Origin of the sequence: Nostoc sp. TCL26-01, from assembly GCF_013393945.1 — a bacterium.
Classification (GTDB): Bacteria; Cyanobacteriota; Cyanobacteriia; order Cyanobacteriales; family Nostocaceae; genus Trichormus.
On sequence record NZ_CP040297.1, the window covers coordinates 124,356 to 144,409 of the forward strand.

Here is a 20,054-nt window from a genome sequence, read left to right on the forward strand (position 1 = left end):
GCAAATTAACGACGCTCTACAACCACCGTTAATTCCCCAGCGTAGATACCTGCAATCTGAGCGCCGGAAATATCCATTTTTAATCGAAAGCCACCTTGAACTACAGCTGTATTACTGTTGAGATCGCGTGAAACTTCCATAATTGGTAATGACTCTAGTATCACTGGTAGCTTTGCATCAGAACGTTGCTCACTGCTGACTGCATTACCGTTGCCGTTTTCGGCTTTTAGTTGATAAGTAGCATAGAGTGAAGCAACTTGATCTACAGGGACTCGCATCTGCCAGACATTAGGAAATTCCCGCACAATTGATGTGTTAAATGAAGGCGGAGCGAATAAGTCACCTGGGTTACTGACTGACTCACTCTTACTAGTCAGGCTCAGTTCTGATTGTGCTATTGGGGGAATTGTCAGCTTTTGAGGAGTAGCTAATTGGTAAATCTCAACAGGTGCAACGGGGGAAGTAAGTTGACCTAGAGTAGGTGTTTGTGACCAAGATAACAAACCTATACTGATAGCTAAGTAGCTAAATAAGCGGTGTTGATAACTCTGAATTTGAGGCCATGACATATTGTTTAATTATTCACGTTCCAGTCATGAAGACAAGTCAAATCTTTACTGATATTCATTGCTAAAAGATTTAGTATGAAGAATATCCCCCAATTTCCCAGGGATGAAGGGGGATATTTAATCTAGTTAGTTGACTGAATTAGTTAGTAATGGGAGAGTAATCTGCCTTTTGCTTGCCAAGGTTTGAGCCAGATTTTCTTCTTCCAATACCAATTAACAGCAAATCAATTAGACTATGGTCTGTAAGCTTCAACTTTCAACAAACCTGAGTAGGTTCCGGCTTTTGTTGAGCCATCTAAGGGGATGCTCAAAGTAATGTCTTGAGCAGGTGCAGTAGTCAAACCTGTAGCAGTTTTTTGCCCAGCACCAGCAGTGACTGAAACGCCTGTGAGGGTATTCGTAGTAGTACCTACTGTGCTAGAAAATCCAGCACTAGGAGGTGTGATAGCAACTTCGTAAGTACCTGTGGGGCTATTAGACCAAACAACGTAGGCGCTAGCAATAGTTTTAGCCAGAGCGCCACCAGTGGGTAGAACAAAAGGTGATGCAGTATTAACAGTAGTTGTACCTGGACTAGTTGTTGTTTGGTCACTGCCTATGTAAGTGTCAGTAGTACCTACTTGAGTTAATGTTACTCCTGAACCTGCCAATTCAGCCGCAGTAATGTCTACATCTGCAACATCAATAGTTCTCAAAAAGAGAATCTCAGGGACAGTAATGTTAACGGTGATATCTTTAGATGGCCCATTACCCTGAGTAACCTGAGCGTTGGCAGGTGCAGAAACAACAGCAGCACCCAAAGCAGCACCAACAGCAACAATAGCTAAAAATTTGTTCTTCATATTGGAAAATATCTCCCTATTTTTTGTGTTTGTGTCAAGTCGTCTTGACTATGAGCAAATCTCGTGGAATTAATGCGGTAAACAATGTTTCGGTTTACCTACAACTGACAGAAACTAGTGCAAATACAAGCAATTAAGTTTGGTTGTTTAGATAGATTTTGTTTTGACTAATCACCTCCTGTTTAAATCACGTATAATTCTGTGCCACTAGCTCCGTCTGTAGCAGTGAAGAACAGTTTTGTACCAACGACAGTTAGCTTATCTGGGTTAGCAATTCCTGTAGCGTAAATATTGCTGACCTTTTGTGTATTGCTAGCTGTGCCGTCACTGAACCACACTTCCCTGTTTGTGCCATCAGAAGCAGCAAAAGCCAGGGTGCTATTGAAGTTGACGAGACTAGTAGGAGTACTATTGTTGGGCTGGCCAGCGTTTGTACCAGTCCAAATATCTTTAATTATTGATGTGTTGGCATCTGTACCATCTGTTTTCCATAGTTCTAAACCCGTAGCCGGATCATTTGCTGCAAAGTAAAGAGTGTTACCAACAGATGTTAAGTTAATAGGCCCAAGTCCAAGATTGGGGGCTTGAGCGGTGTTATTTTTAACTCTAACAGTGCCGCTATTAGTGCCATCACTCTTCCATAGTTCAAAATTAAAGTCATTATTACTATCTGTGACAAAGTACAACGTATTGCCAACAGCCGTGAGATAGTCTGGTGCAAATGAATTATTCCCGGCTGTAATATCCTTCACTAAGCTGGCTGTTGTACCACTTTGGTATTGCCAAATTTCAAAGCCACTTGTACCGTTATTAGCTGTGAAGTACAAGGTGTTACCAACCACAGTTAATCTACGTGGAGTGGAGTTAGTTACGCCTCCCACATTGATAACTTGTGTACCCGCTACTGTGCCATCAGTTGACCACAATTGATTATTATTTTGGGCTGTAAACAAGAGCCGATTGTTAAAAGCAGTGGTAAAAGTGGGTGTGCCACTACTAGCAAAACCAGGATTAATATCAGCTAGGCTAACAGTTGTACCGTTATACACCCATAATTTCCTGACGGCGCTACTATCTACGGCAGTCAAGAAAAGTTGACTACCAACAACAGTCAAGTTACTAGGATCAGAATTACCGGTGTTGGGATTAATATCACTAATCCTACTGGCAGTTGTACCGTTATACTCCCAAAGCTCTCTACCAAATGTACTATTACTAGCCGTGAAGTATAACTTATTGTTAAATACTAAGAGATTACTGGGGTTAAAACCATTGATATTTGTGAGACGAGTATTTGTGTTGCCATCACTCTTCCATAACTGAACACCATTTGCACCACCATCATCAGAGGTAAAGTACAAGGTATTACCCAAGGCAGTAAGATTGCTAGGATTAGAACTACCTGCACCTGGATTAATTTCTAGTTTTTTAACTTGTCCTTGGGCTGATATATCTAGGGTGTAGAATGTGTTGATTGAATTATTATCGTAAGCTGTATTAATGGTGTAGACACGAATATAGTATGTACCAGCATTTAGCGTTAGATTACTAATGCTTTCGCTACTATTTCCGGCTTGATTAGATATTCCTACTTGTGCATTACTGCTATTGAGTATCTGGACATCTGCATTCACTAATCGGGTATCTGCATAGCTACTCAAAATAGAGAGATTGAGATTGACGTTACTAGTGCTACCAAGAGTGAATTTATAGTAATCATTAATGTCTATATTGCCTACAAACTCATTGCGAGTGATAAAACCGTTTAAATTACCTAAATTTTGAGCTGAACCGATATTGGGAGCTTGATCTGTTGCTATATTTTGCGTGGCTACGCTCAGAGTGTAGTTGGCTGATGTAACACCAGAAACAGCAGTAATTAAGATATTGTAAGTGCCGGCATTTAAGCTACGGCGAATAAAATCTAGAGTTGTTCCTGATTGAGCAGAAGCTTGAATATTGTTACCATTTTGATCTTGTAGAAACAAGTTAGCATCTGCGGAAAGTGAGGTGAATTTAATGTCAACTAAAGCAGATGAAGCTAAGGTGAATTTGTAATAATCTTGGTTATCAGCAGTGCCGACTAAATCTGATATGGTGGTAGGAGGTGTAATGCTAGTAGCAGCCGCTAGTGTATTTCCTCCGGTATCTGGAGCATCAGCAGTAAAATTAACCTGTAAATTATAGTTTGTGGTATCTAAACTTGTATAAGCCCGGATATAGTAAGTGCCTGATGCTAGATAACTACTGATAACATCTGGTGTTGTACCTGTGAAAAAACTATCTTTAAGAGTTGTTCCATTACCGCGTAACAACCTCAAGTCAGCGTTACCACTGGAAGGGGTGAGATTAATATTAACAGTCCCACTGTTAGTTAAGGTGAATTTGTAGAAGTCGCTACTATCTTGAACAAGTCCTGTATTTGGACTACCAACAAAATCGGTTGCGGTGTAGCCGCTACCATTTACAGATGTACTAATATCCCTATTAGCATTAGCATCTGTAGTGGAGTTGTCAGATATGCCCGTATCTAAAATAGCCTCTGCTGATAAACTTAAATTGTAAGTTGTGCTGACTGTGCTATTGACTAAATAAACTTGGGCGTAATAAGAGGTGTTAGCAGGTTGGTTGTTGAGGGTAAAGCGGATAGATTCTGAAGCGTTACCAGAGGTACTGGCAACTTTCAGATTGCTGCCATTACTATTGAGTAAATATAAATCAGCATCACTATTCGCAGCTAATCCAGTGAGGTTAAGGGTGACGATACTAGAACTGCTAACAGTAAATCTGTAATAATCATTCCTGTCAGCACTGCTGAGGGAGTCTTGAAAGATATTGGATGTGCTAGTGAGAGAACCGCCAATATAAGATGCAGATGTGGTATCTAAAGCTGTGGCTGTGTTACTTCCTGGATCGGGGAATCCTGAATAAGGACTTGGCATAATATTTAATATTTTTTATAGAGATTCAACATTTAAATGCTGGCTACAAATTTTTCATAGCCATTGACAACAAGTTTTTGTGGGTTAACCAACCAAGAATTTGTTGTGACGATCGCTAAATTCCTGGCTTATGTGTAAAGATGCGATTATCCTGAAGTAATAATTTTCTTTGGTAACTAAGTTTTTGTGTGAGGTTTACTTAGTAAAGGTAAGGGTGAGAAATGTTGATTTTGAGTGAGTGCTGAAAACTTTGATAGTTTGTTACCAATCTCTAAATGTTTGCCAAAAATAATTTGTGGTTTATCTATGAATATGTTCTATATTTTGGTTTTTTGTTGAGTTATCTCCTTCTAGATTCACTGCAACTAGAATTTAACTTCTAGGTAAAATAGTTTACCTCCGCAAATATACTTAAAATTATGAGGAAGAGTCACATAAGTTGCCAGGAAAATTGTGATAAATTTTTATATATAAAATTCTTATAATGTATTCTTGCTGGGGTGCAAGGTAATTACCTTTGAATGAGTATGTTTATATATCTCCAGTATTTTCACTGAGTCAACTGAGGATGTACTCAATTATCTAGGGGACATTATGGAATCTAATTGCTTTCCTCATATCTTGCACCAAGCGACTGGAAGTCGCGGCTACACAGGCAAAACCCGCCTGCGCGGGTTTCAAACACTTAATTTTGTGTTAGTCCACGTAGGCGGCTTACCCTTCTCTACGAGACGCTACGCGAACGGGAACATATGGAGTCTAATTGCTTTCGGCCGATTTGCTTCATCAGGAAAATGACATTACACTATCGTCGAAGTTTTGATCTCAACCATAATTTAGCATTCCCCAAGATTGGTGGCGCGATCGCCCATCTCATCATCGCAATTTGATAACATCAGATTTTCCCCACATTGGCTCATGTTCCAAGCTACTCGCCGCCGTCTGGCTCTTTGGTATACTGCTGTAACGGCTGTTTTGCTGCTGCTGTTCGCTAGTGGTGTGTATTTGTATGTCCGCAGTACTCTAGTAGAACGGATTGACGATACCCTCAATCATGTGGTGGAGATAGTCGAGCGTTCTTTGGTGATTGAGCCAATTGACGGGGACTTTGAGAAATTTCGGATTAATGTTGAAGTCAGTTTTCGCAACAATGCCAATACCGTAGAGGATGACCACATTGATTTAGAGTGGTTTAGTCCGACTGGTGAGTTAATGTGGTCTACTTTTTCTGAGCCTCTAAATATTCCCATTCATAGCGATCGCAATGCCGAAACTGTACATATAAATAAACAAGCAAAGGAAAGATGGGAAGACTCAGAACTATTATTACGCCAAATTACCCAAAGAGTAGAAGTTGGAAGGCAAGTTTTGGGATATCTGCGTGTCAGCCATCCGTGGTTTGAGGTGACTAAACCTAGTCGGCAGTTAATTGTGGATTTGGCGTTGGGTACTGGCTTGATGGTGTTGTCTGTGGGTGCAAGTGGTTGGTTTTTGTCGGGTAAGGCGATGGAACCTGTAGGGGAATCATATCAACGTCTCAAGCAATTTACGGCTGATGCTTCCCATGAACTGAGAAGTCCCATAACTTTGATTCAAACTAATGTCCAAGTTGCTTTAGCAGATTTGGAATCGGCTGAGGTGGAAGCGGCTGTATCTTTTAACTATCGTCAACAGTTAAAGGTGGTGGAAAGACTAACGCAGCGCTTGGGTAAATTAGTTAATGATTTACTGTTTTTAGCACGACAAGACAGTGGTACTAGCAGAGACGGATTTTCATCTTGTCCATTAGATGCTTTGTTGATGGAGGTTGTAGAAGAACAGCAATTGTTAGCGAAAGAGAAAGCGATAATATTGAATCTGCATTTAATTGATCCGCCGACTTCGGAAACTAGCCTGGAATTATTGGAGAATTGGTTTACATTGATGGGTAATTGGGATCAATTGGTGCGATTGTTTACCAATTTGATTGGTAATGCTTTGCAATATACATCCATTGGTGGGGCGGTAAATGTAGAATTAGCACGCCTGGATAAAAATCGTTACAGTATGCCTTTTTTACAAATTAAGGTGAGTGATACGGGGGTAGGGATTCCCTCTGAGGCGCTACCACGGTTATTTGATCGCTTTTATCGAGTTGATCCTGCGCGCACACACAAGTCGAGAAATATCGCCACAGACAGCGCTACTGGTTCAGGATTAGGACTAGCGATCGCTCTAGCGATTGTGGAACATCACCAAGGACAAATTCAAGTTGAAAGTACTGTTGGTCAAGGTACTACTTTTATTGTCATATTACCTATAACTCTTGAGTCTTAATTTTGTCATTCAGATTTTGTTTCTTGTGACAGATGAATCATTGTACCTTTAACTACTAATTTATTTATTAATACCTGCATTCAATCGCCATAAATATTTGCAGCTAACAGGAAAATGATTGTTGTATTTTTCTGGAATTAGTAAAAAATATTTTTAGCTTTAGGCTGAGAAATGCAGGAGACATGAAATTTTTGGAGGGATGAATGACAACTTCCATTGCACAAAAAGATATGCCTTTTTTAGAAAAGGTAAAAACCAAGAGTGGTTTATCTGATATCTATGATGCTAGAGACTTAACAGAAGTTGTCTTTCGCGTAATGCGTGACTTGATGACGACAGAAGCTGCTGATAGAGTGGAAGCAGAATTACACGAACCAGCAGAAGTAAGTGATGATAAATCACTACAAATGGAAATTGCTGATTTGTGGCATGATACTAATCCTATTGTCGGATTTTTGAGTCGGGTACGTCCACCTTGGCAAGGCCCTGGTATTTTTAAAATTGATAGCGATCGCTTTTTATTCCGAGTCGCTAATGAAGGGGGAATGCCGCCAAATGTGGACAGAGAACAAGTAGTAAAAGCTGTATTTTCTGCAACAAAAGACGAACTATCACCAGAACGTATTGCAGAAATTGCTAGCTGGTTACCAGATAAAGTTCTTCAACTTTGGCAAGACGCATAAATCTAGGACTTACGCACTCAACCAATAAACCATAAATGAGGGTGGTCAATAGTCCATAGTCAATGGTCAAAATCAAGTTTTTTGGACTATTGACTATTGACAAAAAAGCCAGAAAATTTAGTGACACTGCGTATGTCCAAAAATCATTGATTGTTAATAATATACCCAACTTGTTAACGAAGTTGGGTATTTATAGGTTTTACATCATGCTCTAGATATAAATTGGCATAGATATCTTTTGTCTGCAATTTCCAGCCTAAAGTTAGACAAAGACAAAAACACTATTTGCTAGATTAGCAATGCTGAATCTTTTGTCATGGTCAATTAAGTTGTTTTTTTATTGATTTAACTAAGTAAGCAAAAAAATAGACCCTACAAATTAAATTAATTGTTGTTTTTTTTAGGAGAAACCGATGAGTATACATATTCCCAATCACGCTGGATTATTGAGTGCCGTCTGTGGTGGATTGTTGATAGGAGTTTCAGCAGTTCCACAAGCAATATTTGCTCAACAACCAACAATTCAACAACCAACTAATTCACCCAATTCTAAAGTTAATCCTTGTCCCAAAATTTTCTACGAAGAACCGCATAATAATCGAGTTGCCGTACCTCAAGGTTGTACTCCTAATGCCTATACTCAAAGACTCATAGAGCAAGGATCGCTGCCTCAAAGTAATGTTCCCACTAGCTCGACAACAGAGCAAACCAATTTGGGTGTTGGTGGTGAAAGAAATTCAGCACTTAATCCCAATCCCAGTATTTTAAATGAAGCTCCCTACAATCGCTCTCAACCTCGCGTACAAACTTCAACCACAGAAACAATTACTCAACCATCAACCTCAGTTCCCACTGAGCAAACTTCTACACCAGGTAGCACCACCCAAGTAACGCCAACAAGACAAACCCCCAGTGCAACGATCGCTCTAGTCAGTGGTAGGGTTAATATCAAGCTTGTTAATGATACTGGGGCTAGTGTAACCTATCAAGTCATTGGTGACACACCACCGCGATCGCTACAAGGTAAAACTGATGTGACACTGCAACGTCTCAACACACCAGTAACGGTCACATTCCAACGGGAAGACGGGGGATTATTACAAGCCACTCCCCAGCCTTCATCCACATCAGGAATGTTGGAAGTAAGATTGAAAGAGACTACTGATGTGGGTCAAGATAAAAGTGCGTTGAGAATTGAAGGTAATGGTTCGGTATTTTTGAATTAGGTATTGGTCAATGGTCAATAGTCAATAGTCATTAGTCAATAGTCATTGGTCATTGGTCACTACTCAGCACTCAGCACTCCCTCACTCCCTCACTCCCTCACTCACTTTGGATTCTTGAGCATTTGAGTTAAGCGATCGCGTAATAATATTTCTTGTTTGCTATCTTCTAGAGTTTGTGAGAGGATGATGGCTCTTTCGTAAAAATTACGGGCGGTTGGGTAGTTTCCTAGCTGCTCGTATAGTTGGGCGTAGGATGCAAAAGAATTTAATTCTTCTTGCTGATTTTGTAGTTCTTGGGAGATGATGAGGCGTTGTTGGAGTAATTCAAAGGCGCGTTCATAACGTCCGACAGCGCTGTGAGCTGTGACTAAGCCATCAATTGATCGTAATTGATTGGTGCGATCGCCAAGAATTTTTGCCATACCCATCGCTGCGCCATACGTACCGATGGTGTCTGGATAATTGCCAGCTGCTAGGTAAGCATCACCCAAGTTATTTAAAGTATTGATTTCGCCTTGGGTATCTCTGGTTTGGCGGCGGAATGTTAAAGCTTTCTCATAAAGTTTAATGGCTTTGTTGTAATCTCCTAGTCTAGCTGTAACTAAACCGAAATTACTCAGAGATAAACCTTCACCTGCAATATTTTTAACATTGTGAGCAATGGTGATGGCTTCTTGAACAGTGTTTCCTGCGGCTACGGTTTCACCAGCTTGTAAGAGCAAAGTAGCCAGATTATTCAGTGCAAAAATCTGAGCTTGAAAGTCTTGAGTATCACGAGCGATCGCTAATCTTCGGCGTAAAGCGTTTTCACCTTCTTTATCACGACCAAGTTGAATATACGCTCTTGCCAATAAATCATAAGTTAAACCCTGGGCTTTATAGTCACTCAGCCAGTGATAAATATCCAACGCCTGTAAACCAGAGTCAATGGCTTTGTCTGGATATCCAGAGGCGTATTGTTGTTCACCAACCCGCAATAATGCGTCTGCTTCATCTCTAGATTGTCTGCCAAAAGAACTATTTAAAGGACGATGGAGTTGTTCAGTAATATCAACTGCGTTTGCAGCTAGAGGATGCAGCACAGAAGTGACAATTAACAAATAAAAGCAAAAAAATGGAAATTTTTTAACTTGGCCCAGAGCCAACAACCCATTACGTCTAGTTTTAGGAACGAAATCTAAAACAGTTTGTTCTAGCAACAAATGCCGTTGTGTCATAAAACTTACCTATGAAATTTTAGCCTTCAGTAAAAGCTTTTAGAAAAAGTTTTAATTTGTGAGTATGAAGACTAGCAATATACGCGGATATACTGTGGTTACGACGGCACTAAATCCTCTCCCAAGTAGATGGCGCGAATATCTGCGGGTAATTTGTCCTCTAGCATACGATAACCTTCCTGGAGAAAATTGGCTACCTCGGCAGGTGTCACCTTTTCACCTTCAGCTTGGAGATAAGCAGCGATGCGAGTCTCACTCCAGTGGAAAGTTTGTGCCATCAAAACCATTAACCGTAACATGGGTGGTAATTGGTCTAATGCTTGTTCGACATAGCACCACAATGGGGGTGAAGTTGCTTGCAAGGAATAATGAATGGCTTCCGTAGGCGGTAACTTAATCTCATTGATACAGACAGCTGTGATATTAATCAGCCAATTCTGGAGAGTTAAAGCTTCCTGTCCTGGTGGGGGGTTATGTAAATCCAGTCCGCCGAGTTCATAATAGATATGTCGCCAAGTCAGAGCAAATAGATAGTCAGCTTGTACAGGCGATCGCGCCGAATGTTGAATCAAGGTGTAAACTATCGGGCTATAACGACAAAAAATTACCGTAAAGTATTTACCAGCATCCGGATGATGCTGAAACAGATCCAGTAATTCCTGGTCAGTGTGGTGAAATAGCGACTTCACCAGGGGATGATTAGTTTCAGGAAAATGGGGAATTTGCATAAGTCAGGCAGTTGATACTTGTTAAAATAAAGTTACCAATAAGAGTTTGAGACTCAGCCGTATAATATCTTCATGTTGGTCTGTAGTGAGGTACGACTCAGACCAGTTTAGTATTGGTACACTAGAATAAGGACTCAATTCAAGTCTTTAATCGATAATGATAAAAGCCACTCCTTTATATAATTCTTAAGTTGTTCATGGTTATAGCAGTTAATGTGATGTCTTTCTTAATCACTCCTTTGACTTTAGGCTCTTTTTTACCCTCTCTCCCACTGGATAGCCTGATGTCCACCCAAGGCATTATGGTGATTTTGCTAGCAGCCTATGCTGGCGCTATGTGGCTATTCCTCACCAGTGCGCCCAAAGTGCATACTGTGATGGTGTCTGATTTAGAGATTGCCCGACAATTATATGAAGGGCTACTAGATTTGCCAGCCGCAGAAGTGCCATTACATTACTACTACAACTATGAACAAACCATAGGCGCAGCAGGTATTGATCCGCTATACATGTCCACCAGTCCCAGCTTGTCTGGTAGGACAATGAATAGTGCCAACGATGGACTGTGGTATCAATTGAAGAAAAATACTCAACTCCATGTGATTACTGGTGCAAGTTTAGGTGTAAAAAATCAACAGCGTCACGTTTGTTTTGACCGTGATTGTTTAGAAATGATTTTAATGCGAGTAGAAACACGCGGTTTAAAGTTCAAAATTCGTAACCAAAAGCCCTTAAATTTTCTCATCAAAGACTATGAAGGGCGGATTATTGAGGTAGCAGAAGTAGCAAATTAGTAATTATTACTAGTTGTTAAAAATAGGGTGCGTTGCGAAAATTATCACGCACTCTATTTTTTTACTGATCTGCAAATATTTAGTTGGCGTTTTGATAAATTAAAAAGACTGAACCGATCGCACCACCATTTTCTACATATATTTTCCTGTTGTAATACAATCCTGGTGACATCCCACCATCAAATAATATACCTTCTTGAATATTTCCTAAACAATTATTACGGGCAATACCTGCTAAAACATCATCAAATTGCTCTGGAAGTAACTCTTGATTAATTCCCGATGGTTCAATACTGGAATTAGCTTTTAAATCATTCACTAATAGAATCACATAGCCTTGATTTGTAATAGCTGCCATAGAACGGTTAGTGGCTTGTCTGCAAGCGAATTCTCCTAAATCTTGGCAGATATCTTTAAACTTACCCTGGCGATAAAATCTGCCGTTACCACCTACTAAGTTGTAATTAAGTATATTAGCTTCTCTTCTACCAGCTTGGATTGTAGCTTTGCGTGCTTGTGGTTTACCGCCAGATATGCCAAAGGAAGAACGCTTATTTTTAAAATCTCCAGAATACTCGACTCCACGAGAAATATTTAAACCTTGGGGTTGATCATTAGTATCTATATAATCGGCATTAATTGCGGCTATTGGTTGTTTGCCATTGAGAGTAGAGTTACTATCAGCAATCAGTTCCCGAAATTGTTTAGGAATATATTCTCGACGAATTTTACCTTTAGCATCTTTCGCATAAATTTTGTGAGACAAACCAACATTGACTTTAAAATCTAATGCTGCTGATCTGGGATTAAAAATAATCACATGATTAATCCCTTTAGCAAATTTCTTACCACGATTATTGGTCTTAAAAAACTCCATACTAAATTGAGCATCTTTCCCAGGACAAGTTTTTGTAACTTTTGATGCGGAACTAGCATCGATTTTTTTACAACTTGATAACAAGCTGGCAATGATCACAAATATAGAGAGAGCAACTATTTTTTTGAAAATCATACAAAATAAACAGGAGTCAGAATACAGGAGTCAGAATACAGAATACTCCACCCATAAAGGGATGAAGTTTCAAGGCGAGAATATTTTAATTTTTTTCACCCACTAGGGGCGAGGTTTTAGAGTTTGTTGGAAAAGTAGTTAGTGAATTAAGAGGGTGTTTGAAAAGTTTCAGTAGGTATAAAAATGTCATTCTTCCTTACGCTCCGCGTCAGGAAGAATCTAGGTTTTGTGGCACATACCGAGATGTTTCATTCCGCTACGCTGCATTCAACATGACAAAGAAACAGACTTTTCCAACGTCCTCTAAGTGTAGGTTGAGTGGAGTACAACGCAACCCAACATCGATCTTAAAAACCCAGTATGGATATTGGTGTTGGTTTATCCCAAAGCCTCCACCCAACCTACTAATACACTTGTTTGTATGAAACCACCCTGCTCTCTCCATCTCCCCATCCCCCATTCTCCACAACTTTTTTGCCAATCTCCTCACTTTTCCACAACATAATTGGGTGATATCTGCTAAGATTTCACTCTAATGCTGCTTTAAAGTGATTTAATACAGCATGAAAGGTTTTGGGTATGTAGTCCCAAGCTTTTCTCACATAAAAAGTACTTGGCAGTTTTCTTGATGAAAAATTAACATAATCTAAGTTGGTGTCAGTAGGCTGAGGTGAATAACGGAAATTTCTATCTGAGGATGTAAATACTATAAGTAAATGTAATACGTATATTGATTTACATCTTACGTCTTTCTACTCTTGCTAAAGCCACAAATCTTGACCCAATATTGTTTAACAATGTTTAAACTGAAAATTTATAAGTAGTTAATCAAAAATTTGTCCTTTCCCAGTGCAATAACACCCGTGTCTGTGTCTCAAGTGCCTTTTCAACCAACCGACAACAATAACAGTGCTACGACAGATGTCACACCAGTCGTAGCGCTCAAAGAACTCGTGGCACGACTGCACCGGGAACAAAACAAAATTCAAGATTTGCTCAGTTCTTTGGGATTTGCCCTGAGAAGCTTTAATAACCTGAATCAGTTTTTAGAACTGATTCCCCTGATGGCAACAAGGGTGACAGATGCCGATGGTAGCGCTTTATTTCTCTACAAACCTAATGGGCAAGTTAGGTTAGAGCAGCTACACTGGCAAGACAGTCGCCAGCGCAAAAATATTCGTAAAGCCTTAGAAACAGCTAGTAGCCAAATTACTCTATTACCTAATACTGCGCCCATATCCAGTGCCACAGGGATGTTGGATGATCAGATGCACCGCTACTTGGGGCCAGATGTACAAATTTTTGGCACAGCAATTTTAGTGAAGCATACAGAACGGGGTTGGTTGTACGTATTAAGCCGAGATCCCGAATATAGCTGGACAGAAACTCGACAAAAGTTAGTGCGTCTCGTGGCAGATCAAACTGCGGTAGCGATCGAAAATGATGAACTAGCAGTAGAATTGCGGAAAAAAGAACGTTTAGATCAAGAATTAGAGATTGGGGCAGAGATTCAACGTCGGTTACTTCCTCGGCAATGTCCTAATATTCCTGGAGCTATCTTGGCAGCACGCTGTAAACCTGCTAATCGTGTTGGTGGAGATTATTACGATTTTATTCCCACTAGTCATAGTCAAATTTTACCTTATGACAGAATTGGGCAAGATTCCGGGCGCTGGGGTTTGGTAATTGGCGATGTGATGGGTAAGGGCGTGCCGGCGGGATTAATCATGACGATGATGCGCGGGATGCTGCGGGGAGAGGTTTTGCATAGTAATTCCCCATCGGGGATTTTACAAAACCTGAATCGGGTTATGTACGCCGATTTAGAAAATTCTCACCGTTTTGTGACACTGTTTTACTCAGAATATAATCCCCATAAACGGATTTTGTCTTATAGCAACGCTGCTCATAACCCACCTTTATGGTGGCACGCAGCAACAAAAAGTGTCACCCGTTTAGATACTTTAGGGATGTTAATTGGGTTAGATGCTAATAGCCAATACGAAGATGCTCAAGCCCAATTAGAGCCTGGAGATATAGTTATTTATTATACAGATGGTTTGACAGATGCTGCTGCTGCTAGTGGCGATCGCTTCGATGAAGAAAACTTCGTTGCTGCTTTTAGTGCAGCTTGTAGATACTGTAACGGGCCAGAAGAAATTGTCGATTACCTATTTACTCAAGTGCAGCAATTTATCGGTGCTGAGAGACAAAATAACGATGATATGACGTTAGTGGTTTTACAAATTCTTTAATCTGTCGAGTATAAAGAATGGGTAATGGGTAATAGACATTTCCGAAAATGAATGTAGAGACGTTGCAGTGCAACGTCTCTACAAGGATTTCGGGCTAGCCTCTAGTCTCTAATTGAACTCTTGGGGTGAGTTGTGTTGAAATTTTTCACGAAACTTGACTATCTGCTCAAGGAAACTTTCTTGGGTTTGTTACGCGGTGGCTGGATGAATTGGGCTGCTGTGAGTACTGTGACAGTGTTGCTGTTTCTATTTGGCTTGAGTTTGCAAACTTCTTGGCAGGTAGAAAAGCTACTTTACCAGTTCGGTAGCCAGTTAGAAGTATCTGTTTATCTCGATTCGGGAACGAGTGCGAGAAGTATTGAGCCATTGGTAGGGCAAATTCCTGATGTGGTGGGAACGCAAATCATTACCAAAGAGCAAGCTTGGACAAAGTTAGTCAAGGAACTGGGAATTTCTAATATTGAAGGTGCTACCCAACAGTTAGGAGAGAATCCCTTAGTTGATGAAATGAAAGTCAAAGCGCGAAATTCTCAATCAGTGCCAAATTTAGCAACTAGCCTGGCAAAATTACCAGGTGTAGATGCAGTAAAGTATGTTGATGAAGCGGTGAAACGAATTGCCCAATTACATCGGGGTTTGAATTGGCTGACTTTGACGATTACCATTATTTTGACAGTAACAGCGATCGCTGTCACCACTACCACCATCCGTCTGATTGTGATGGCGCGTCGGCGAGAAATTGAAATTATGCAGTTGGTAGGAGCGACTACTGCCTGGATTTACCTACCGTTTATTTTACAAGGAATCGCCTTTGGTTTATTTGGTGGTGCGATCGCTTGGGGTTTTATCTCGATCATTCAGCAATTTATCAGTAAGTTACTCACCAATCAACCAGAATTTATTCAGTTTATTACCAATGGTTTACAACTCACTCCGGCACAAATCTTATTATTACCCCTAATCATTTTAAGTTTTGGTGCAGTTGTCGGTTTAATGGGTAGCTTATTCGCTGTCCGACGTTTTGCTAAAAGTTAGTGATTAGTCCTGAGTAAGCTTGTTCCAATGCTCTTTGATTATTGACTCTGGACTAATCTAAGGCTTTTTGATCATTTACCTTAGTACCTCAGCAGATTAGGAAATACTATATAATCAGGTATAATTTTACTCAAAACTCCTAACTCTCAGTAATACTAGGATTTATGTCGATGATTAGTCTAACTACTGTCAAAAGATTAACTATTCAGTCTTTGGTTGTATTTGGGACATTAGCTTTATCAGCTACAACTGGACTTTCCCAAAATATTGAACCACAAGAGAATAACGAGCCACCAACACCACCACTTCAATTAGTAAACTTGCCAATAGTACCGTTAAACTCAGTATGGACGATTTCGCCACCAGTACCACCACTTGTAAATCAAGAGTTTCCGCACTCAAACCAAAATTTTACGCTTCACTATACTACTGTTCCAGAACCAAGTTCAACATTAGGTCTTTTAGTTTTTGGTAGTGTTGGCGTTGCTACAGTACTTAAGCGAAAAAACAAGTTTACTCCTTTATCCTGTATGGCGGTTCCCAGTTAACTGAGGTACAGAATCAATGTTTTAAACGCACAGAGGCGTAAAGAAAAGCGCAGGGAAAAGTTGATTGAGAAGATACAATAACCTTAAGCCTCAGAAATGTTGGGTTACTCTGCGAGAAGGCTTACGCCTACGTTCCTTAACCGATCAGTATTGAGTATTGAACTGTTTGTGATCACCATTACTCAAGCATTTGCTGAATTACAGACAATGGCAAAAAAAGTTCCAAAGATGTATCTTCAAGACTGACGAAACCATAGCGAGAGTAATAAGTTTTGGCACTTTCATCTTTTGCATCAACAAATAAGCCAATTCCTCCTGCATTTTCTGCAACAATTAAAGCACGCTGCATTGCCTCAATCATCAAAACTTCTCCAATTCCTTGCCTCTGATAAGCTTGATCAACTGCTAATCTTGCTAGCTTTACACCAGGAATTTTATCAGGGTATTTCTTGAAGAATTTCGCTGAAAATTTGTCTACACGCACCTCACACAATGTCAATGTAAAAAAAGCAATTATGATATCTGGCTGTTCTGTATCAACTAAAACGAAAGTACGGGAAACACCTTTTTGGATATGTTGTCTTGCTATTTGTTTAAGGAATAGATTTAATACTTCATTGCCACAATCAAAGCGATCTCGGTCATGTTGCTTACCCAGCAATTCAATAGCTCTCACTGAAAAATTCCTTGTGCTTTTTCAAGGCTGCTTTTAATTCTGCATTCAGTACAGGAGGATTTTCAATTAGGCTAAATACTAGATCAGCATCATTTTGTGACAAAAGAATTACTCGTTCATCTTCTATCACTTTTTTTGCTTCTTTCAACGCCGCTTGAATCATAAATTGATTCAAGGTAGCACCCGATAATTCTGCCGCTATTTTTAGAGTTTCTTGAATATTGACAGGAATTCTGGCAGTTATCCGAACGGTATTTTCGTGACTGTTAGACATGGAAAACAAAGTGTCATATTCTCCTATATTTTAGCTTAGTGGTGTCAAAATGACACCATAAATCCTGGAACTAACCTTAAGTTTTTCGTCTTGAAGTCAATACACCTGTCATCTAACTGATATCCTACTCAGGATTCAATATGAATAAATGCTATGAAATCACAATGGGAATGTTTATTGCAGAACCTTGGTGAATGGCAAGGTTCCTTCACTCGATTTTCACCCCAGGGTAAACTACTCGATGATGTCAAAAGTGTTGTTTCCTTAGAAGGCTTGAACCACAACCAAACAATCCGTCAGGTTGTCAGTCGCCAAAACCAACAAGATTTAGTTTTAGAATATAGTTCTCTAGGACGGAACGTCTTATTTTTTGAAAACGGTGCTTTTTCCCAAGGTTCGATTCAGCTTGCACCTTTTACAGAATTTGGTGCAGAACTGGGCTTAATTCACGATAACCGCCGCCTCCGCCTTGTGCAACTATTTGATAAAAATGGTCAATTAGATAAACTAACCTTAATTAGAGAACATTTAGCAGGAACACAACTAACAGAAAACCCACCCTTGCAAATAGATGATTTATTAGGTGAGTGGGAAGGTGAAGCGACAACAATATATCCTGATTGGCGATCGCCCGATATTATTCCCACAAATCTCACATTACACCTAGATGAGAGCGATCGCTTAATTCAAAGCCTAAATTTTGCCGGACACACAATCACCTCAACAGCCACAGTCCAAAACTCTATCATTCTCTTTGACCAAGACCCCCAAAAGCAAATACAAGTATTATTGCTACCCAATGGTGCTTCTGCAACTTCTCCCCTAAAAGTACAGCTACGCCAAAGCCTAATTTTAGAGGTTGGTTGGTTAATTCAACCCAACTTACGCCAACGCATGATTCGCAGCTACAACGACAAAGGCGAATGGGTCAGCCTAACTCTAGTACAAGAACATCGCATTAAAACTTATTAAATTCCCTCCCTCCTCTTTCCTCTGCGTTAAAAAAACAAATCTCTACTCACCCCAAATCCGAAAAACCACAATTTAAGTTTGTAGATAAAACACATCCAAACTTAAAGGAAACAACAATGAAAAACTTAACCACCAAAGTTACAAAATCCCTTTGGGGAATTCTCGCAACAGCCACAGGAACTGCTTCTATCCTCACAGCCACATTAGGAAACCCAGCCTCCGCACTCGCCACGACACCCATATTTAGCTGTAGTGCTGAAGGTGTGTATATTGAAGTTTCACAACTGAACAGTGGCAAACTACGTTATGCAGCATACAATATTCCTACGACACTCCAACGTCCTGATCTCTTAATTAATGGTGGTACATCCAAACGTAATCAAAACGGAGAAATAGTTTACAGATTTAAAAATAATAATTATTTGTATGCTGCTATCAAAGATGCTGGTTATGGCAGAGTACTAGTATACAGAAATAATCGATTAATTGCGACTAAATATTGTGGTGATGTTTAAGAGTAATTACAATTTATGAATTCATCAATTGCATAAGTTATTTTTTACTTGCTCATAAACATCAAGGAATATAATTTGTTGGCTGGCTACAATTAAACTTAAATCTGCTAATCATGTTTAATCTTCTGAGCAAAACAGCAACTGCAAATTTTGTCAGCAAATTCAGTCGTACCCTGTGTCTAATAATTCTGACTGGGGTACTTTTTCTGAGTTTTTCACCCAGTCCAGTATGGGCATTTTCCACCTATACAGGAACATTCAAATTGAACCAACCCTGTGAAGCAACAACTTCCATCAGTGGCAGAAATCCTGTAGATTTGAATGTTGACCAAACTTATGAAGCGATCGCCCTTAATAAACAGCCAAATCCCACCCATGCGTACATCAAAGTTCCTGATGTCGGTAGTCGTTGGGTAGCATTGAGTTGTGGTCAACTCAGCAATACCATCATCACAGCAAATACACCCCAGCCTGTAAGTCGTCCTACAAATACAGTTAGTTCCCGATTTCTCCCCTTCTTTGACAACATCAACAATCCTGTTAATGTCAAAGTTGGTGGTAGAAAAGACTTAACTCCCCTACCTCCTCAGCTTAACGATTTTGATAAAGCAATGAATCAAATTTGTGGGGAAGTGGGAACAGTTGTCAGTCCTGATAGTTTTAAAGAAAAACTCCGAGAATTTCCCGATGTTCTCACCAATATTCGAGAAACAGTTGGCAATTCTCTTGTAGATGGACGCACTGCTGATGATGATTTTATCGATGATTTAACGGATATTTGGTTTAATGCTCACGGCTTCGATCATGTCTTCTGCGGTGAACCAGGACAAAATAACATCGGTGGATTACACTTCGTTGGACGTTATTTAGATTTACAACAAAAAGGTGTCGCCGGACGCTTACCCAATGCAGATAACCGTGCCGAAGTTGAAGACGGTGCTATTTATACATTGGGTGTAGAGATGAAAGTAGGCGATCGCATCGTCAAAGCACCCATCAAGGGATACGGTTATACACTCAACGCTGAAGATATTTTAGCGATCGCTGCCAAGGCTTACAAGGACAACCCCAACACAGAATCCACAAGCAAAGGTTGCACTCTCACTATTACTGATGATGGGAAAACATTTGCTAACGTTTTCGTTGCTAAAAACGGTGCAATTCGTACCTTCTTCCCCGATGCCACACCTGATTTTAATAGGAATGGTGAATGTAATTCCTAAGTTTTGATAATGGGTCATTGGTGTTACCAATTTCTACAGATATTATAAGCTTGCGCTTCTACAAAACATTTAGGGGCGCAATTTTTTTGAGTATTGCTATAGCGAGTTGTCTTTAATGCTAAAAAGTAATAATCACTATTAAATTGTATATATGGTCACTCCACCCAACATACATAAATATATCTTGTAAAAAACTCTATGTTTCAACATAGATGAGGTTTATATAT

The 20,054-nt window shown here is 39.8% G+C and carries 18 protein-coding genes; 10 read left to right on the top strand and 8 right to left on the bottom strand.

Annotated elements, in window-relative coordinates:
- Positions 1–5: 5 nt before the first annotated feature.
- The 3 genes from FD725_RS00520 to FD725_RS00530 all read right to left on the bottom strand — a co-directional run bounded on the left by FD725_RS00520 (position 6) and on the right by FD725_RS00530 (position 4,353).
- A complete protein-coding gene (locus FD725_RS00520) occupies positions 6–569 on the bottom strand; it encodes a hypothetical protein (protein WP_179046323.1) in 564 nt (187 codons plus the stop codon).
- A gap of 233 nt (positions 570–802) precedes the next feature.
- Positions 803–1,411: a hypothetical protein gene (locus FD725_RS00525; protein WP_179046324.1), complete on the bottom strand. Its 609-nt coding sequence runs from the start codon at positions 1,409–1,411 to the stop codon at positions 803–805.
- 182 nt (positions 1,412–1,593) lie between these two features.
- Positions 1,594–4,353, bottom strand: a complete 2,760-nt coding sequence (locus FD725_RS00530; RefSeq protein ID WP_179046325.1) for an S-layer family protein — start codon at positions 4,351–4,353, stop codon at positions 1,594–1,596.
- Between the two features lie 918 nt (positions 4,354–5,271).
- Here FD725_RS00530 and FD725_RS00535 point away from each other — a divergent pair.
- From FD725_RS00535 to FD725_RS00545, 3 genes are all read left to right on the top strand, one after another.
- Positions 5,272–6,669: a cell wall metabolism sensor histidine kinase WalK gene (locus FD725_RS00535; RefSeq protein WP_179046326.1), complete on the top strand. Its 1,398-nt coding sequence runs from the start codon at positions 5,272–5,274 to the stop codon at positions 6,667–6,669.
- Between the two features lie 203 nt (positions 6,670–6,872).
- Positions 6,873–7,352 (top strand): DUF2267 domain-containing protein, encoded by a 480-nt coding sequence (locus FD725_RS00540; RefSeq protein WP_179046327.1) that lies wholly within the window; start codon positions 6,873–6,875, stop codon positions 7,350–7,352.
- A gap of 413 nt (positions 7,353–7,765) precedes the next feature.
- Complete coding sequence (locus FD725_RS00545) at positions 7,766–8,578, top strand: hypothetical protein (RefSeq protein ID WP_179046328.1); 813 nt, start codon at positions 7,766–7,768, stop codon at positions 8,576–8,578.
- 101 nt (positions 8,579–8,679) lie between these two features.
- Here the strand turns inward: FD725_RS00545 and FD725_RS00550 are convergent, their stop codons facing one another.
- Both FD725_RS00550 and FD725_RS00555 read right to left on the bottom strand, forming a co-directional pair.
- Positions 8,680–9,795 (bottom strand): lipopolysaccharide assembly protein LapB, encoded by a 1,116-nt coding sequence (locus FD725_RS00550; protein ID WP_179046329.1) that lies wholly within the window; start codon positions 9,793–9,795, stop codon positions 8,680–8,682.
- A gap of 98 nt (positions 9,796–9,893) precedes the next feature.
- Positions 9,894–10,523, bottom strand: coding sequence for a sigma-70 family RNA polymerase sigma factor (locus FD725_RS00555; RefSeq protein ID WP_179046330.1), 630 nt, complete (start codon positions 10,521–10,523; stop codon positions 9,894–9,896).
- A 197-nt stretch (positions 10,524–10,720) separates the two neighbouring features.
- Between FD725_RS00555 and FD725_RS00560 the strand changes: the two genes are divergently transcribed.
- Positions 10,721–11,317, top strand: coding sequence for a glyoxalase-like domain protein (locus FD725_RS00560; protein WP_179046331.1), 597 nt, complete (start codon positions 10,721–10,723; stop codon positions 11,315–11,317).
- A gap of 79 nt (positions 11,318–11,396) precedes the next feature.
- Here the strand turns inward: FD725_RS00560 and FD725_RS00565 are convergent, their stop codons facing one another.
- Positions 11,397–12,329 (bottom strand): phosphodiester glycosidase family protein, encoded by a 933-nt coding sequence (locus FD725_RS00565; RefSeq protein WP_179046332.1) that lies wholly within the window; start codon positions 12,327–12,329, stop codon positions 11,397–11,399.
- A gap of 869 nt (positions 12,330–13,198) precedes the next feature.
- On the opposite strand from FD725_RS00565, the gene FD725_RS00570 reads away from it, so the two are divergent.
- The 3 genes from FD725_RS00570 (at position 13,199) to FD725_RS00580 (ending at position 16,167) form a co-directional block, all read left to right on the top strand.
- Positions 13,199–14,584: a PP2C family protein-serine/threonine phosphatase gene (locus tag FD725_RS00570; protein ID WP_179051370.1), complete on the top strand. Its 1,386-nt coding sequence runs from the start codon at positions 13,199–13,201 to the stop codon at positions 14,582–14,584.
- 132 nt (positions 14,585–14,716) lie between these two features.
- On the top strand, positions 14,717–15,619 hold the full coding sequence (locus tag FD725_RS00575; RefSeq protein ID WP_179046333.1) for an ABC transporter permease: 903 nt from the start codon (positions 14,717–14,719) through the stop codon (positions 15,617–15,619).
- A gap of 170 nt (positions 15,620–15,789) precedes the next feature.
- A complete protein-coding gene (locus tag FD725_RS00580) occupies positions 15,790–16,167 on the top strand; it encodes a PEP-CTERM sorting domain-containing protein (RefSeq protein ID WP_179046334.1) in 378 nt (125 codons plus the stop codon).
- A 178-nt stretch (positions 16,168–16,345) separates the two neighbouring features.
- Here FD725_RS00580 and FD725_RS00585 read toward each other — a convergent pair whose 3' ends face one another.
- Together FD725_RS00585 and FD725_RS00590 are read right to left on the bottom strand one after the other, a co-directional pair.
- A complete protein-coding gene (locus FD725_RS00585; RefSeq protein WP_179046335.1) occupies positions 16,346–16,843 on the bottom strand; it encodes a GNAT family N-acetyltransferase in 498 nt (165 codons plus the stop codon).
- A complete protein-coding gene (locus FD725_RS00590) occupies positions 16,830–17,117 on the bottom strand; it encodes a DUF1778 domain-containing protein (RefSeq protein ID WP_179046336.1) in 288 nt (95 codons plus the stop codon). The genes FD725_RS00585 and FD725_RS00590 overlap by 14 nt, the downstream gene beginning before the upstream one ends.
- A gap of 153 nt (positions 17,118–17,270) precedes the next feature.
- On the opposite strand from FD725_RS00590, the gene FD725_RS00595 reads away from it, so the two are divergent.
- The 3 genes from FD725_RS00595 (at position 17,271) to FD725_RS00605 (ending at position 19,827) form a co-directional block, all read left to right on the top strand.
- Positions 17,271–18,089, top strand: a complete 819-nt coding sequence (locus FD725_RS00595; RefSeq protein ID WP_179046337.1) for a DUF3598 family protein — start codon at positions 17,271–17,273, stop codon at positions 18,087–18,089.
- 116 nt (positions 18,090–18,205) lie between these two features.
- Positions 18,206–18,604, top strand: a complete 399-nt coding sequence (locus FD725_RS00600) for a hypothetical protein (RefSeq protein ID WP_179046338.1) — start codon at positions 18,206–18,208, stop codon at positions 18,602–18,604.
- A gap of 263 nt (positions 18,605–18,867) precedes the next feature.
- The gene (locus FD725_RS00605) at positions 18,868–19,827 is read left to right on the top strand and encodes an EndoU domain-containing protein (RefSeq protein ID WP_218653145.1); all 960 of its coding nucleotides are present in this window, start codon (positions 18,868–18,870) and stop codon (positions 19,825–19,827) included.
- Positions 19,828–20,054 lie beyond the last annotated feature (227 nt).